This window comes from Brevibacillus sp. 7WMA2 (genome assembly GCF_010748895.1).
GTDB classification, from domain to species: domain Bacteria; phylum Bacillota; class Bacilli; order Brevibacillales; family Brevibacillaceae; genus Brevibacillus_B; species Brevibacillus_B halotolerans.
In genome coordinates this window covers 3,744,410-3,759,050 of the sequence record NZ_CP048799.1, presented here as the reverse complement: position 1 = coordinate 3,759,050, position 14,641 = coordinate 3,744,410, and the positions used below count along the sequence as shown (strand labels likewise).

Annotated in this window: 15 protein-coding genes; 13 read left to right on the top strand and 2 right to left on the bottom strand. The window is 40.6% G+C overall.

The window, feature by feature from the left end; genetic code table 11:
* Positions 1 to 49 precede the first annotated feature (49 nt).
* The 5 genes from yycF to GOP56_RS15735 are packed head-to-tail and all read left to right on the top strand — an operon-like array spanning position 50 to position 5,543.
* Positions 50 to 760: a response regulator YycF gene (gene yycF, locus GOP56_RS15755; RefSeq protein ID WP_163246030.1), complete on the top strand. Its 711-nt coding sequence runs from the start codon at positions 50 to 52 to the stop codon at positions 758 to 760.
* Positions 753 to 2,585 carry a cell wall metabolism sensor histidine kinase WalK gene (walK, locus tag GOP56_RS15750; protein ID WP_163246029.1) on the top strand — a complete coding sequence of 611 codons (1,833 nt, stop codon included), beginning with the start codon at positions 753 to 755 and terminating at the stop codon, positions 2,583 to 2,585. The genes yycF and walK overlap by 8 nt, the downstream gene beginning before the upstream one ends.
* A complete protein-coding gene (locus GOP56_RS15745) occupies positions 2,582 to 3,967 on the top strand; it encodes a YycH family regulatory protein (RefSeq protein WP_163246028.1) in 1,386 nt (461 codons plus the stop codon). The genes walK and GOP56_RS15745 overlap by 4 nt, the downstream gene beginning before the upstream one ends.
* Positions 3,954 to 4,736 (top strand): two-component system regulatory protein YycI, encoded by a 783-nt coding sequence (locus GOP56_RS15740; RefSeq protein WP_022586024.1) that lies wholly within the window; start codon positions 3,954 to 3,956, stop codon positions 4,734 to 4,736. Before GOP56_RS15745 ends, GOP56_RS15740 begins: the two co-directional genes overlap by 14 nt.
* An 18-nt stretch (positions 4,737 to 4,754) precedes the next feature.
* A complete protein-coding gene (locus GOP56_RS15735) occupies positions 4,755 to 5,543 on the top strand; it encodes an MBL fold metallo-hydrolase (RefSeq protein ID WP_003334023.1) in 789 nt (262 codons plus the stop codon).
* Positions 5,544 to 5,566: 23 nt separating this feature from the next.
* Here GOP56_RS15735 and GOP56_RS15730 read toward each other — a convergent pair whose 3' ends face one another.
* Positions 5,567 to 5,881 (bottom strand): hypothetical protein, encoded by a 315-nt coding sequence (locus GOP56_RS15730; protein ID WP_163246027.1) that lies wholly within the window; start codon positions 5,879 to 5,881, stop codon positions 5,567 to 5,569.
* A 248-nt stretch (positions 5,882 to 6,129) separates the two neighbouring features.
* Here GOP56_RS15730 and GOP56_RS15725 point away from each other — a divergent pair, with 248 nt between their 5' ends.
* Positions 6,130 to 7,404 carry a S1C family serine protease gene (locus GOP56_RS15725; protein ID WP_163246026.1) on the top strand — a complete coding sequence of 425 codons (1,275 nt, stop codon included), beginning with the start codon at positions 6,130 to 6,132 and terminating at the stop codon, positions 7,402 to 7,404.
* A 322-nt stretch (positions 7,405 to 7,726) separates the two neighbouring features.
* On the opposite strand, the gene GOP56_RS15720 is transcribed toward GOP56_RS15725, so the two are convergent.
* Positions 7,727 to 8,122 carry a RidA family protein gene (locus GOP56_RS15720; protein ID WP_096886320.1) on the bottom strand — a complete coding sequence of 132 codons (396 nt, stop codon included), beginning with the start codon at positions 8,120 to 8,122 and terminating at the stop codon, positions 7,727 to 7,729.
* Between the two features lie 402 nt (positions 8,123 to 8,524).
* Here GOP56_RS15720 and GOP56_RS15715 point away from each other — a divergent pair, with 402 nt between their 5' ends.
* The 7 genes from GOP56_RS15715 to GOP56_RS15690 all read left to right on the top strand — a co-directional run bounded on the left by GOP56_RS15715 (position 8,525) and on the right by GOP56_RS15690 (position 14,476).
* Entirely contained in the window at positions 8,525 to 8,944 is a 420-nt protein-coding gene (locus GOP56_RS15715) for a DUF4288 domain-containing protein (RefSeq protein ID WP_163246025.1), read from the top strand.
* A 361-nt stretch (positions 8,945 to 9,305) separates the two neighbouring features.
* On the top strand, positions 9,306 to 9,539 hold the full coding sequence (locus GOP56_RS15710) for a CxxH/CxxC protein (protein WP_163246024.1): 234 nt from the start codon (positions 9,306 to 9,308) through the stop codon (positions 9,537 to 9,539).
* Positions 9,540 to 9,544: 5 nt separating this feature from the next.
* Positions 9,545 to 10,024 carry a 23S rRNA (pseudouridine(1915)-N(3))-methyltransferase RlmH gene (gene rlmH, locus GOP56_RS15705; protein ID WP_003344580.1) on the top strand — a complete coding sequence of 160 codons (480 nt, stop codon included), beginning with the start codon at positions 9,545 to 9,547 and terminating at the stop codon, positions 10,022 to 10,024.
* 283 nt (positions 10,025 to 10,307) lie between these two features.
* Positions 10,308 to 11,171, top strand: coding sequence for a DNA adenine methylase (locus tag GOP56_RS15700; protein WP_371807971.1), 864 nt, complete (start codon positions 10,308 to 10,310; stop codon positions 11,169 to 11,171).
* Positions 11,172 to 11,201: 30 nt separating this feature from the next.
* Positions 11,202 to 12,953 (top strand): hypothetical protein, encoded by a 1,752-nt coding sequence (locus GOP56_RS15695; protein WP_163246023.1) that lies wholly within the window; start codon positions 11,202 to 11,204, stop codon positions 12,951 to 12,953.
* Positions 12,954 to 13,677: 724 nt separating this feature from the next.
* A complete protein-coding gene (locus tag GOP56_RS24010; RefSeq protein ID WP_254068431.1) occupies positions 13,678 to 13,839 on the top strand; it encodes a DUF1963 domain-containing protein in 162 nt (53 codons plus the stop codon).
* 43 nt (positions 13,840 to 13,882) lie between these two features.
* Entirely contained in the window at positions 13,883 to 14,476 is a 594-nt protein-coding gene (locus tag GOP56_RS15690; RefSeq protein WP_254068429.1) for a DUF1963 domain-containing protein, read from the top strand.
* The last annotated feature ends 165 nt before the right edge of the window (positions 14,477 to 14,641 follow it).

The window sequence follows — 14,641 nt, the reverse complement described above, 5'->3', positions numbered from 1 at the left end:
AATGGATAGAGTACACGAATAGATCAAGTAGTCGAAAGGAGTGAATCCATTGGCGAAACTCCTCGTAGTGGATGATGAAAAACCAATTGCTGATATATTAAAATTCGCTTTAGAAAAAGAAGGCTATCAAGTGGTGTGCGCATACGATGGTGAGGAAGCTCTTCGGTTGGTACATCAAGAAAAGCCTGATTTGATTTTATTAGATATTATGTTGCCTGGCCGAGATGGGATGGATGTGTGTCGGATTGTCCGTCAGGAATACGAGATGCCGATCATCATGCTTACGGCTAAGGATTCGGAATTGGATAAGGTATTAGGCTTAGAATTAGGAGCCGATGATTATGTGACGAAACCATTTGGTACACGTGAGCTATTAGCCCGTGTCAAAGCCCATTTACGCAGGCAAAAACCAAAGCAAGGGGAACAGAACAAGCATTTTTTCCGTATTGGGGATTTAGAGATAGACTTGCATTCTTATACCGTAAAAAAACAAGGTGAGACTCTCGAATTAACCCATCGGGAATTTGAATTGCTTGTTTATTTGGCAAAGCATCAAGGACAGGTTATGGTACGAGAGCATTTGCTACAGGCGGTATGGGGCTATGATTATTTCGGTGATGTGCGAACAGTCGATGTCACCATTAGACGCCTTAGAGAAAAGATTGAGGATGACCCGAGTCAGCCTACTTATATCATTACACGACGTGGACTAGGCTACACCATGAAACAGACTTCTACGGGGGGATCACTTCATGGGTAAGCTGAAGCTGTTCAAAACAGTTCAGTGGAAGGTAGTCGTCATCTATATGCTGTTACTACTAATGGCCATGCAGGTCATTGGGGCCTATTTTACTCGTGAAATAGAAAAGTACTATACCAACAACTTTTCAGAAGGCTTAAACGGACAGGCTACCTTATTGTCTACTCTATTAGAGAAATATTTTAGTCAGACACGCAGTCCTGATGACCATAACGGACAGGATGTCAAAACCGATATAGATAATCTGATTCGCAACATGTCCTTTAAGGAGGCGCATGTACAGGTAGTCGATGCGAATGGAACGGTGATTAGTACCTCTGAAGATAATCCGGCGATTATCGGGCAACGTACTGCCCAGAAGGAAATTACGATCGCGCTTCTTGGAACGCGCAATGAATCAATGCGTATTGATCCTGTTACGGAGGGGCGAGTAAAAGTGCTAGCCGTCCCCATCAAAAAGGGGAATGTGGTATACGGAGCTGTGTACATGGTTGCCTCGATTGAGAGCCTGTATACGACCATTCGTCAAACCACTAATATTTTTGCTACAGGAACGTTTATCGCTTTAGTAGTAACGGCAGTGTTGGGATATTTATTAGCCCAAACCATCACCAAGCCAGTCAAAGAAATGACTCGGCAGGCCAAGGCGGTAGCGAACGGTGACTTTAACCGATCGGTGCGCATTTACAGCGATGATGAGATTGGCCAGCTTGGCAGTACCTTTAACTATATGACAGCTCGTTTAAAAGAGGCGGTTTTACTAGAGGAGGAGGAGCGGGAAAAACTATCGCAAATCTTAGCAAATATGAGCGATGGTGTTATGGCGACTGACCGGGATGGCACGATCATTTTAATGAATCGATCAGCAGAAGAAATGCTTGAGGTACAGGAAGCGGATGTGTTAGATCAAAAACGCAGTATCTATGATGTGCTACGCCTGCCGCCTGAGGAAGAAATGCCTTTGTTTCAGGAGGTGGAGCCTCTGCTCCTAGAGATGATGGTATCCAATCGTGAAGTGATTATGCTGCGAGTCTTAATTACCCCGCTCCAGCAGGATAGTGGCAAAAAGGGTGGAATTATTGCCGTGTTGCAGGATGTTACAGAGCAGGAACGTACAGAGCAACAACGCCGTAATTTTGTGGCTAATGTCTCACACGAACTACGCACTCCGCTGACTACCATTAAAAGCTACACAGAAGCACTCATGGATGGAGCAGTAGAAGTGCCAGAGCTATCGAATCAATTCTTACGTGTCACGATGAATGAGACGGATCGGATGATTCGACTGGTCAATGATTTATTGCAGCTTACACGATTTGATGCGCAGGGTGTTCAATTAAATCGAAAGCAAATAAGCATGACAGAGCTTTTACAATACGCAACCCAGCGTTTTGCGATGCAGTGTGAACAAAATGGGATCAAGCTCAAGCTATTCCATTCAGAAGGTCTGGATGATGTCTATATGGACGATGATGCAATTACTCAGGTTCTGGATAATCTGTTGTCTAACGCGATCAAATATACACCAGAGAGCGGGGAAGTAACGGTAGAGGCACGTGCCGATAATGAACAACAACGCGCATATATTTCTGTAAAAGATACAGGAATCGGGATTCCTAAGCGGGATTTACGGTTTATTTTTGAACGTTTTTATCGCGTAGATAAAGCAAGGTCTCGCAGTCAGGGAGGCACAGGTCTAGGACTAGCCATCGCGAAGGACTTGGTAGAAGCTCATGGTGGAGAGATACAAATCTCAAGTGAGTGGAATGAAGGGACCATCGTCACATTCTGGATTCCGTTAGCTAAAGGAGGAGAGGAAGCTTGAGCAGAGAGCGGATGGAGAATATAAAGTCTGTCGTGCTTGTGGTATTGGTACTGCTCAGTCTGATTTTGACTTCCCTTCTTCTCAACAATCAGCCTCAGCTAGAATTTATATCACCTGCCACATTCGTCCCTGCCGACAAACAGGGGGCATCTAAGCAAGCTAAGGATTTTGTGGTTCCCGATTCCATTCTTTTTCATTATGGCGAAGATCGTCATACCAAAGCAAACTCCAGTGATGATGTGTATCGAATCCTGATGGGACAGGTGCAGAATTGGTACTTTAATGAATTTAGCTATTACCCGATGACGGAAGACAAGTGGGATAGCTTGACTCGTAAAAAGCTGGGATTAGAGCTGCAATATAACTCGCTCATCCCCATTTCCGTTATGGAGCAGGTACTGACATTGCGTGACGTTGATCAGCGCTTAACAGGAATAGACAGAGTCTGGCTGTATTATGAGGAAGCAGATGATACGGTGTATGCTCTATTTTTGTCAACGAAGGATCACCAGAGCTTTCGAGCCAAGACAGCCGTAAGCCCGAAAGATTTACGCAATTCTTATCTGTTGTTTGGTAAGAATTTACCGGAGCAGATTCTAAAAACGTATAAGGACCCGCAAAGATCACCGTATATTGTACAAAATAAGCAATCCTTCTGGAGCGTTTATTATCTACCAAAAAAGCAGAGTGTCATGAGCATGTATAATTACAACTATCTGCCAATCTCACGCAAGCAACTACTGGAGAGTTATTTTCTTGATCCGGGCTTGGTCAGACAGATTGTAGAGCGAGATGGCACGAATATTTATACAGATGGTACTCGATCTGTTCAGGTGCGTAATGGGCAGCATTTAATGACTCTCACCACACCTGTTTGGCAAGCTGGCGATACGCAAATGACTGCCTATGAACAGCTTCAGGAGAGCGTTTCTTTTATAAATCAGCACATGGGATGGATTGATGAATTTCGCTTACGGTCAATGGAGCAACGCACAGAGGGCAGCTCCCAAATCGTTTTCCGTCAATATCTAGGCGCTTTCCCGATCATCAGCCAGGACTCTAAATTAATTGATAATATCCAACTTAATATGGATAAAGGACAGGTTCAATCAATGAGAAGATCGTTGATTGATTTGGATACGTTCTTCGGCTATAAGGAAGTGAATGTTGCTTCTGGTGCTGATCTGATCACCTATTTACAAGAGAATAAAATTGATACGGAAAAAATCAGTAACATCTATTTGGCCTATCAATTGGTAGAACAAAAGGGCTACATGCAATTAATCCCAGCCTGGGTGGTGCAGTTGGAAGGCGTGTATAATAAAATCATTGATGTTCGCAGTGCCGTGCCAAAAGGAGGGAAAGTGAGTGGACTGGAGTAGGACGAAAACCATTCTGATTCTTGCCTTCCTGACGCTTAATTTGTTTCTTGGCTATCAGGTGTACCTATCAAAATTGCAGCATGGCGTAGAGTCAGAATCTGCGCAAAGCACGCAATGGGAGATTGAAAACTATCTATCAAAGCAAAATATCACGATCAAGATGGATATCCCACAGGAAACACCTCTATTAAACTATCTGTATGTGGAGTATGTGACCTCGGCTACCTTTGAACAGGAGGAGATGGCAGACCAGCAGGTAGTGGTAGACAATACCGTGCTAGAATCACGCCTTGAAAAGCCAATCCCCATACGAGATTTTAAAAGTCCAAAGGATGTCTTACATCAACTATACAACACGATTAAATTCGCAGATCAGTATAAAGAGGATGTCAACTGGAGTTTATCTGCACCAATTTATTGGCAGACGCATGATGGACTGCCGATGTTCGTCGCACCACTAGAGCTACACATTGCTGATGGATTTATCAGAGGGTATAAGCAGACTTATTTACTGGTGAAAAATCAGGGCTCAGGTCGGAAAATCATTACGGCTTACACAGCCCTGCGCTCTCTAATTGAAAAAGAAGTGATTAAGAGCGGAGAAAGCATTGATAGCATCTCACTCGGCTATTATGGGTTTAAATATGACGCTGAGATACAGGTGTTAGCGCCTGTGTGGCGTTTTCAGCATGGCAATAAGGTTGAATATATGAATGGATTTACTGGGACGATGGAGCGACCACTAGATAAAAAGGGAATGGTCGAATAGAGGAATGAGGGATATCTGTTGCAATTTAGTGTGTTAGCCAGTGGAAGTACAGGGAATTCGATCTATGTAGGAACAGAGCGTACTTCTTTATTGATCGACGTCGGTCTTACGGGGAAACAAGCGGAGGCGTGTTTAGAAGAGGTTGGCGTAAAGCCAAGTGATTTGCAGGCCATTCTAGTAACACACGAGCATTCCGACCATATCAAAGGTGTGGGTGTCATGGCAAGGCGCTATGGCATCCCGATTTATACTACACAAAAAACATGGGGTGAGCTGGACAAGCTGATAGGAACGATCCCTGAGGGACAGAAGCAACTCTTTGAGGTGGGCCAAACGATGGAATTCGGTGATATCACGGTTGAATCATTTGGAATCTCCCACGATGCTGTCGAGCCAATGGGCTTTTGTATGCATGCGGATAATAAAAAGCTGAGTATCGCGACCGACCTCGGCTATGTAAGTGACCGAATCAAGGAAGTTATTCGTGGAGCAGATGCCTACATTTTTGAAGCAAATCACGATGTGGATATGCTACGCATGTCGCAATATCCTTGGAGTATTAAGCGCAGGATTTTAAGCGATGTTGGCCATCTTTCCAATGAAATGGCCGGCGAAGCTTTGACAGATATTCTTGGCGGGCGAGCAGAGCGTGTATTCCTGGCTCATTTAAGCAAAGAAAACAATATGATGGATCTGGCAAAGCTTACGGTGAAAAATATCTTGGAGGAAAAGGGCCTGCATGTCGGAAATGATGTGCACTTGCGGGAAACCTATCCGCATCGTCCGACGAGGTTGGAAGTGCTGTAGAAACATTGATAGCCTTCCTTGATTTATTGTGGCTTGGTCGGCACATAGCTTCCGTTAGGAGCTTTTGGGGCGGCTTGAAAATTAACGGCTGTATGGTCGTGGCTTTTTTGCATGGTCTGCAATCCCTTTGGACAGGATTTTTCCATGATCTGTGTATTCATGCGGCTGTCTAATTGCTGGACTTTAGCAGTTACCTCTTCATGATTAAGAAGTCCTTTTTCGGTCAATAACTCAATAATGGCATGAAGCACTAACGTATTATGGTAATCTACATTTCGCAGATCGCTGAGCTTGGCCAAAATGTCTAGCTGGTCTAAGGGAGAAAAGGGCTGTTTCATGTGAAGCACGTCCTTTCTTTTTATCAGTTTAGTGCGGGTAGGAAAGCCTTGAATATGTATGCATAACCCCATTCTTGACGCTTCCTCCTCATCTTATGCGAATGGACGAGATTCATTCCACAACCTTTCCATATTTCTAACGTTAATTTGCCTCAATGCCTGCGTATACTGTTACTACAGCAAGAATATGTAAGCTCTTAATTACAAAAATATCTTTTATTCCTGCTAGAACGAAAGGAGTAATTGTTATGGGTTATTACGATAATGATTTTTATGAAACGGAGCCAAAGAAAAAAGCCAGCCGTTCCGGCATGGGCAAATATATCGTGACCTCTGTCACATCAGCCGTCATTGGAGGTTTGGTCGTACTTATGCTTACGCCAGTCATCTCCAAAACAGGTTATCTGAATCTACCTTTAAAAAATGGAGCAGATGCTAATCAAGCAGCCGTGACAGCATCGACGATCTCAACGAAAACCAACCAGCCTGTAAGCGTGAATGTGGAAACAGCGATCACCAGCGCAGTGGAAAAAACAGAGGATGCTGTGGTCGGAATTACCAACATCAAACGGGTAGCTAACCTCTGGACCAGACAAACAGGTAACGTCGCGGCCGGTGTAGGCTCTGGTGTCATTTTCGAAAAGAAAGATGGAAAAGCGCATATCATCACGAACAATCACGTTGTACAAGGGGCGCAAAGCATTGAAGTCAGTCTAGCAAGCGGAGACAAAGTGACCGCTAAAGTCCTTGGAGCTGACGCATACAACGATTTGGCCGTGTTAGAAATAGATGGATCGAAGGTAACAAAAGTTGCCGAGCTAGGTGATTCTAGCACGTTAAAAGTAGGGGAACCAACCATTGCGATTGGTAACCCGTTAGGTTTGGACTTCTCTCGTACCGTTACACAAGGAATTATCAGTTCGAAAAGCCGCTCCATGCCGACAGACGTAAATGATGACGGCGTTGTAGACTGGGAGCTGGACGTTATCCAAACAGACGCAGCCATTAACCCAGGAAACAGCGGCGGTGCTCTGGTCAACATCTATGGCCAGGTAATCGGAATTAATACCTTGAAAATCTCTCGTGAGGGCGTAGAAGGTCTTGGATTTGCGATCCCTATTAACGATGTGAAAAACATCATTCCACGTCTTATGCAGGATGGCTATCTAAAACGTGCCTACCTTGGCGTAACACCGCGCGACCTAACAGACGTACCAAAATATGCGTGGAAGGAAGTATTGAATCTACCAAACGAAGTGAAAACAGGTGTAGTTGCTATGGACGTAGGAAGCTTCTCTCCAGCATCTAAGGGTGGCTTGAAACAATACGATGTCATTACCCAACTAGACGATACTCCAATTAATAGCAGTGCACAGCTATTGAAATACTTCACCCTGAATAAAAAAGCAGGTGAAACCGTATCGATCACTCTGTATCGAGATGGATTTAAGAAAGAGGTTAAAGTAACACTCGGGGAAAAGCCACAGCAGAATCAGGAACAGCTACAACCGCAATTTCCGTAAATAATAGAGTAATGAGGGGGACCGCCAGCAAATCAAGTGTTGCTGGCGGTCTCCTTCGTCATCAAGCTAGTGAAAAGGAAAAGCTGAGAATGAGAAAACCTGTTGATTTTTACTTGCCAGCATAAATTTTAGGCATGTGAAAAGCCCTATCGGGTAATTTCTCGCTCATTCCAATACAAGCATCGGTGATGGATAAAGTACAAAGCAAAGACCATCCTTCATTTTCAGATTTTCACTGAAAAAGGATGGTCTTTTTTTATCTTTTTATATCATGATCTTACCTTAATGGTTTTGGAGACAGCCTGTTTTAGAGTTACTAAAATCAACCTGCTGCCCAAACATCTAATTCAATTTTTAATTCCGGTAACCCTAATCCTTTAATGTATGCAATCGTCATTGAAGGAGGTGTGGTACCGAATACTTGATTCCAAATCTCATCGAAATGCTCCCAATCAATTTCTTCTGTGGCCCAAATATTAACCTTAATGACATGATCGGGAGTCAAATTTTGAGAAGAAAGGATTTCAACGATATTATTCATTGTGTTTGTCACTTGTTGATTAAAATCTGTGGGTATATTATTGTTCTGATCTATACCAATTTGCCCAGAAAATACATACATTTCAGCATTTCTGCTTATTTTTGTTACATGACTATAGTTCCCGACAGGTCTCGCTATATTTTCTGGATTATATCTTTTGATCACATGATTATTCATTGTAAAAGTCTCCTTTTAAATAGAAAACATATAACTTATGGATATGTCATATATTTTCACTGTTTTTTCATCTTTCTTGATTTTAGACAGACTTATCCCGTCATTAATCAATTCTAGAAAAAAACAGCGGTAGAATACCCAATACCAAAAGATAAAAATTTAATCGATCTCTTTTTCATCGGGTATTTCCTCCTTACCTTTAAAAGTGAGATAATTACATTAATATTCTAACATTAACGCAAGACAAATGAAATGATGATCTGATTCCAAGCTAAAAAAACGGGTACATTTATTAACAGGTGATTGATTTGAAAAGTAATAATAGGTTTACTTAAACCCACTTCAGGGGTAGCTTTTCATTAACATACCTAAAAGTTGTAGTTGATGAGAGGGGAGATTTGTATGGAAAATGCTTTATCGAATGAATGTAGAATGAAATGGTATTCAGTAAAGGTTCTATTTGAATCTATCCATTCAGGCGCTCCACTTCCCGATAAAATAAATGCCGACTATTATGTAAGCAAGGACAATAAACTTTTGGAGGAAAGCATCATAATAGTGAAAGCTACAGATACCGAACAGGCTTGCAAATTGGCAGAAGAATATGCAAAAAAGGCTGAACATGAATATCTAAATTACTATGGTGAACAAGTTAAGGATCAATTTGTATGTTCACTCCATGCATTTGAGCTTAACGATTCAGAGATAACAACCGGGGTAGAGGTTTACTCAAGATTTATACACGCAACAAGCAAAGAAACCACCAATGACATTATTAAAAGATACTATCCCGAGGCTTTAGATGAAGAGGAAGAACAATAATTAGAATGATCATAGATATAAAAGACGGTGAAGATTTTGAGCTAGACAGACAGCTGGTTATATTCTTAACATGGGGAAAACCGGCTCTTTTTTGGTCTAGCTGTCAGTAAGGCAGTAAATATGTGTTTGGCTAGCCGTTTTTTTAATTGAAAATAATAGATAAAAAGAGTCAAATTTTATCTTGTTTTGGGTACGGCTTATGAAAGAGCTGTCTTTTTTATGCCCATTCACCTTTGATTCATTACTCATCTGGGGTAGACTAGGAGAGTGAGAAAATCAATCAATTTGAGTATGAATCTAAAGTCGATCTCTTAGTCGAGAATGAGAGACGACTTACTATAAAGCGGGGGTATATTACATCATGGCTAAAACAATCGTGATTCAAGGAAAAGAAACACCACTTCATGAGGAGCATCCAATCCGTGTGATCTGTATGGAGCATATTGAAACGGAGCTGGACGATTATGTGAATTATCACGATGTGGCACCAGATACGTTTTCCATAGATGAAGTAGAATTAGGAGAAATCCCAGCCACCTGCATGGAATGTAAACAACCAGGCAAAATCGTGCTATTGCATGTGAAGGGAATGTAGGAGAAGTGCAGATTACAATTATTACGGTCGGGAAGCTAAAGGAGAAGTACTTAAAGGAAGGCATCGCCGAGTATGTCAAGCGCTTGTCGGCTTATTGCAAGCTAAATGTCGTCGAGGTAAACGATGAGAAAGCCCCGGAAGAGCTAAGTGCTACGGAAATGGAGCAGGTCAAGCGCAAGGAAGGCGAGCGGATATTAGCACATATCAAGCAGGACCATTACGTGATCGCGTTGGCTATCGAGGGGCAGATGTGGTCGTCTGAGAAGCTATCTAGCGAAATGGATAAGCTAGCGCTGCACGGACGTAGTCAGGTGGCGTTTGTAATTGGCGGATCGCTGGGGCTGGCAGATGAGGTGTTGAAGCGAGCGGATGCGAAGCTGTCGTTTTCTAAGATGACATTTCCCCATCAATTGATGCGATTGGTGCTAGTAGAGCAGATTTATCGGGCGTTTCGGATTAGTCGGGGTGAGCCTTATCATAAGTGATGGTACACAAGATTAGGCAGGAGATTGTATTTGATAAACACTATATAATAAGTTTAAGAGACTATGTTGAAAAAGAGGTGTCGGACGAGAATGTTAAGAGTAAAAACAAATGAAAAATATGATTCTTTTTTGAGCCTCGTTTCTCTTTAGAACGAGGTTTTTTGGAATTATTGGTTTAATTTAGGATGGTAGTATATCTCATTTTCTGTTAAAATGCTATACTTGGTTGTATACATTCTTCTATCGCACAAAGTATCTCTCAACATAGAAAGAAGTGAAATAATTGATAAATCCATCGCCTTTAAGATATCCAGGGGGAAAATATAAGTTATATCGATTTATAAGCAGGTTAGTCGCAAATAACAATTGTTCTACATATGTCGAGCCATTTGCAGGAGGTTCTGCTCTGTCTTTTGCACTGTTGTTTAATGGTGTAGTTAAGAGGATAATCATAAATGATTATGATTATTCAATTTATTGTTTTTGGGATAGTGTTCTAAACAGAACAGATGATTTTATTAGGTTAATTCAAAATACGCCGATTACAATCGACGAGTGGCATCATCAAAAATTGATTAGAGAAAATGTGTATGATCATGAGGAACTTAATGTAGGGTTTTCTACCTTTTTTTTAAATAGAGTAAATAGGTCAGGTATTATAGACAAAGCGGGACCAATAGGTGGTTTGGAACAAACAGGGAACTACTTAATTGATTGCAGATTTAATAAAGCTGATCTGATCAAGAGAATACTGAGAATATCCGAGTATAAAGACGCTATCAAAATATTTAACATGGATGCAATGGATTTCATTGAATCAGAAATAACAAAGACTAGAAACTCATTTACATTTTTTGATCCACCCTACTATAAAAAGGGGCGAGGGTTATATACAAACTTTTATAACCACGGAGACCACGATAATCTAGCTAAAACAATTAATAATACGATGGCTAATCGCAAATGGATTGTTACCTACGATACAACTAGTGAAATTAAACAGATGTATTCTAAGTATGATTCAATTACCTTTAATTTATCGTATACATTACAAGAAAAAAAGAATGGCTCAGAATACATGTTTTTTTCTAAGAAAACAAATCGGTTAGACAATGAACATGAGTTAATAAAAATTATCAAAAATTGAGACTAAATTTATGATAGTCGGGGTGTTGTCATGAGTACTAAAAGTGAGTATAAGACCGTAGATATATCCAATATTTTAAACTATGCGGAGAATCCTAGGCATGATGTAGGTACTAACGAAATCGATACTATAAAGAAGCTAATTAACAAAGTAGGGTCCCAGTATATGTATAATCTTGCAAAAGATATATATGAAAATGGGTTGATGGGATCTAACTTACCCACACTAGTTTTTAATCCAGAAAAAAGAAAATATGTTGTATATGAAGGTAATAGACGGGTTGCGTGCCTAAAGTTTCTTAGTAACCCAGAGATTCTTAATACAATTGATAGATCTTTGAAACAAAGAATCGAAAACTTAATAAAAAAAGAAACAGAAGTATATTCTACAAAAATATATTGCTATGTTACTAACGAAGAAGACGCATTATTAATTATGGAGAGGACGCATTCTGGAGAAGATAAAGGTAGAGGACTTAAAGCGTGGACACCAAGGGAACAAGGTGTATTCCAAAAAAGACTAAAACAGAAAAATTCCATTGCCTTGATAATCGCCGAGTTAACTGAAAAATTTCTTAAAGAAGATATAACTAGGAAAATAAGCTATACTACCATACAGAGATTTTTTAACAATAGAGAAGTTAAAAAGGCACTTCAGTTAGATGGAGAAGATAGCTCTAAAATTTCAAAGGAAAAAATCGAATTCATTAATTATTTAATTGAAAAGAGTATTGAAAAAAGTAATCAGCGAGAAGTAGCGTTAACTCGCTTATTTAATAAAGCGAGAGAAATTGAGGACTTTTTTATCCCATTAATTGAAGAATATCAAAGTAAGATAGATAGTGCAAAAACAGAAGAGAACACAGACAATACAGATACTAATGATGATTCTAAGGAAGAGGATAGGAAGGAAGATAATCCTACAAGTACTGAAGATCAAAATACCGAAGGAAAGAAAGATGATAGTAAAGAGGGTACAGTAGAGAGTGATGAACGTACTGATAAGTCTCTAAAGATTAGTTTAAAGAAAGAAGACAGTAAACAAACATACTTTACTAATCAAACAATTGATTTAATGGAAAAACTTGAATTGATAAATGATGAGAAGTTTGATCCTGAGTTGCTTGTTATAGATTGCCCTAATTTGACTATAGTCAATAAAATTGTTCAACCGAATAATATAGCAGGTGAATATTATGTCACCTATATATACTATATGGAACATTCTAGAGAATTAATATATTGGCAAGATAGCTTGAAAATTGCAATTAAACCGACAAAAACATATTCTTCTGTAGTTGTACAACCACAAACGGTGCTTTCAAAGACTTTTTTTGATAAATATTATGGTCAACTGACCTTTGATCATTCAGAAAAAATAAAATCACTGATGTACTTCTTAGCAACTGAAAATAAAAATGGGAAGTATTCTTTCTTTATTAACATCGTAAGTCGAATGTTCCTTGAGTACTCTTTCAGAATGTTTGCTTCTAAAGTTTTAAAAGACGATAATCAGACAATCGATGAAAAAAGTAAATCCTTACAAGGGTTTATAGATTATTGTTGCAATAAAATAGAGCAATTGGATCCACGTATATTTGTGAAGCACATCCAGAGGGGAAGAAAAGAGGCAACTGGTAAAGTAGATATATTACAAAAAAGTATCCACTACTTTGATGTAACAATGTCAAATGATGATATTCAAGTGATGTTCACTAATCTGACTTTGTACTTGGAGTATGTGTATGCCGAAATTCTAAAAGAGCAATTTGAACATGCATAAACAGTTTACTTAAGAGGTAAATTGAAAAAAGTCCATAGTTTTAAAAGAGAGCTTAAAATGTTTTTCTTTGGTTAACGATAAATTTTACTTGCAGGTTTACATCTTAGAAGCAGGATCGTACAATAAAACCAATAACCAAACAATAAAAATCTTGACACACACTTGGTAAACTTTCAAAGGCTTATTCCAACTTGAACGATAAGGAGGAATGAGCCTTTTTTGCATGTCCAAAATAAAAGGAGGAAAAGGAAAATGGCAAAACAAGCATAGGAAAAGGTAGGTTTAATTACACAGGCGCAAGTAGAGTACGAGGCGATAGTAGAGGAAGTAAGAGACTATTGTCAGAAAGCACGAGAGTTACGGCAACTGGCTGACGAGTTAAGACGCTCCCGCACTACCGACCCGCAAGTAGTAATTGAAGTAAATAAGCTTCTCGAACAGCCTGAATATTTCGATCAGTTGACTAACCAAAAGGACGGACACCTGAGACTGGAAGCAATACGAGATTGAAGATTTACAGCGTGAAGCATCTGGATTACTAACAACGTGGAGAGTTACTCTTCCTTTCCTTATGATACAATTGAAATGCCTATGTATACGTTGATTCAGAACATTTGTTCAAATTATATACTCAAATAACAAGGATGGTGAAGGCGATGTTAAGCGAGAGCTAATTGTTCGGGAGAATCAGTTCGAACATGCGATGGAATATTTGGAGGAGTCTGTGCGCCAAGGCATTCGCTTGTCCAAGAAAGAGATAGAGAATTATAAGGATATATGCTCTTCCCGCATAGAGGGCGATCCGGAACTACCGCCTAACGTGGAATGGCCGCTTAATTCTAACGGGACGCCCATGACGTTTCTGGCTCAGTTGCGGTCTGCGTGAATTGGCGTCTCATGATGAGTCTTCTCTGCTTCCAGCGGGAGGCATGCTTTATTTTTTCTTTGGGGTGGATGAACCTTCTTATCATATCGAACACAAGGTGCTGTATCTACAAGAGGAGAAGCTGCAGGAAGCCCAGCGTCAACCTTCACCCAAAGTGACGGCGCTCGTGGAAGAGTTTGCCGGTTACCGGGTGATTCCCAGAGCTACGATTGAGCCGCCCAATTACGGCTATGTGGAGTACGAGCAGGTGGAGGATGATGAGCATGATTACGAGCAATACGAAGAGTTATGCTTCGAGTTGACCAAAGGGAACTCAAGAGACCTTGCAGTCTTGTTCGGTTATCCGGCAACCCAGCATGGAGATTGCGAATACGAAGCGGCACTTCGGCTTTTGACCGGTAAGGAATATAACTATTCCGTGAAGGTGGCCATGGAGCAGATAACGGCGCATTTGAACAGCGATTCAGACAAGGCGGAGCAGGAAGTCCGCGATACGCTTTTACTACTGGCGCTAGACTCAGATCAGGAGGTCGGGTTTTGCTGGTGGGATGCCGGAGAACTGCAATTTTATATTCGGAAGGAAGATCTGCTGACGGGGAACTTTGCACACACCTATTGTTCCCTGTATTCTAGTTAGACGTCAAAAGGACTTTCATACATCCAAAGAATATCGCAATAATCAGTATCGCATACCGAGGAAGAGACAGAACGGCTGGATAGGCTTGATAAGAGATTCTGGGAAGACTAGGGTCACATTGCGGAACTTGCACATCGATATTACATGCAATACCTGCTCCATCAT

Coding starts and splice junctions, on each gene's coding strand:
- GOP56_RS15715 (WP_163246025.1), top strand. CDS start 8,525: ATGGAAAATGCTTTATCGAATGAATGTAGAATGAAATGGTATTCAGTA.
- GOP56_RS15695 (WP_163246023.1), top strand. CDS start 11,202: ATGAGTACTAAAAGTGAGTATAAGACCGTAGATATATCCAATATTTTA.
- GOP56_RS15730 (WP_163246027.1), bottom strand. CDS start 5,881: ATGAAACAGCCCTTTTCTCCCTTAGACCAGCTAGACATTTTGGCCAAG.
- GOP56_RS15710 (WP_163246024.1), top strand. CDS start 9,306: ATGGCTAAAACAATCGTGATTCAAGGAAAAGAAACACCACTTCATGAG.
- GOP56_RS15690 (WP_254068429.1), top strand. CDS start 13,883: ATGCTTTATTTTTTCTTTGGGGTGGATGAACCTTCTTATCATATCGAA.
- GOP56_RS15725 (WP_163246026.1), top strand. CDS start 6,130: ATGGGTTATTACGATAATGATTTTTATGAAACGGAGCCAAAGAAAAAA.
- GOP56_RS15720 (WP_096886320.1), bottom strand. CDS start 8,122: ATGAATAATCATGTGATCAAAAGATATAATCCAGAAAATATAGCGAGA.
- walK (WP_163246029.1), top strand. CDS start 753: ATGGGTAAGCTGAAGCTGTTCAAAACAGTTCAGTGGAAGGTAGTCGTC.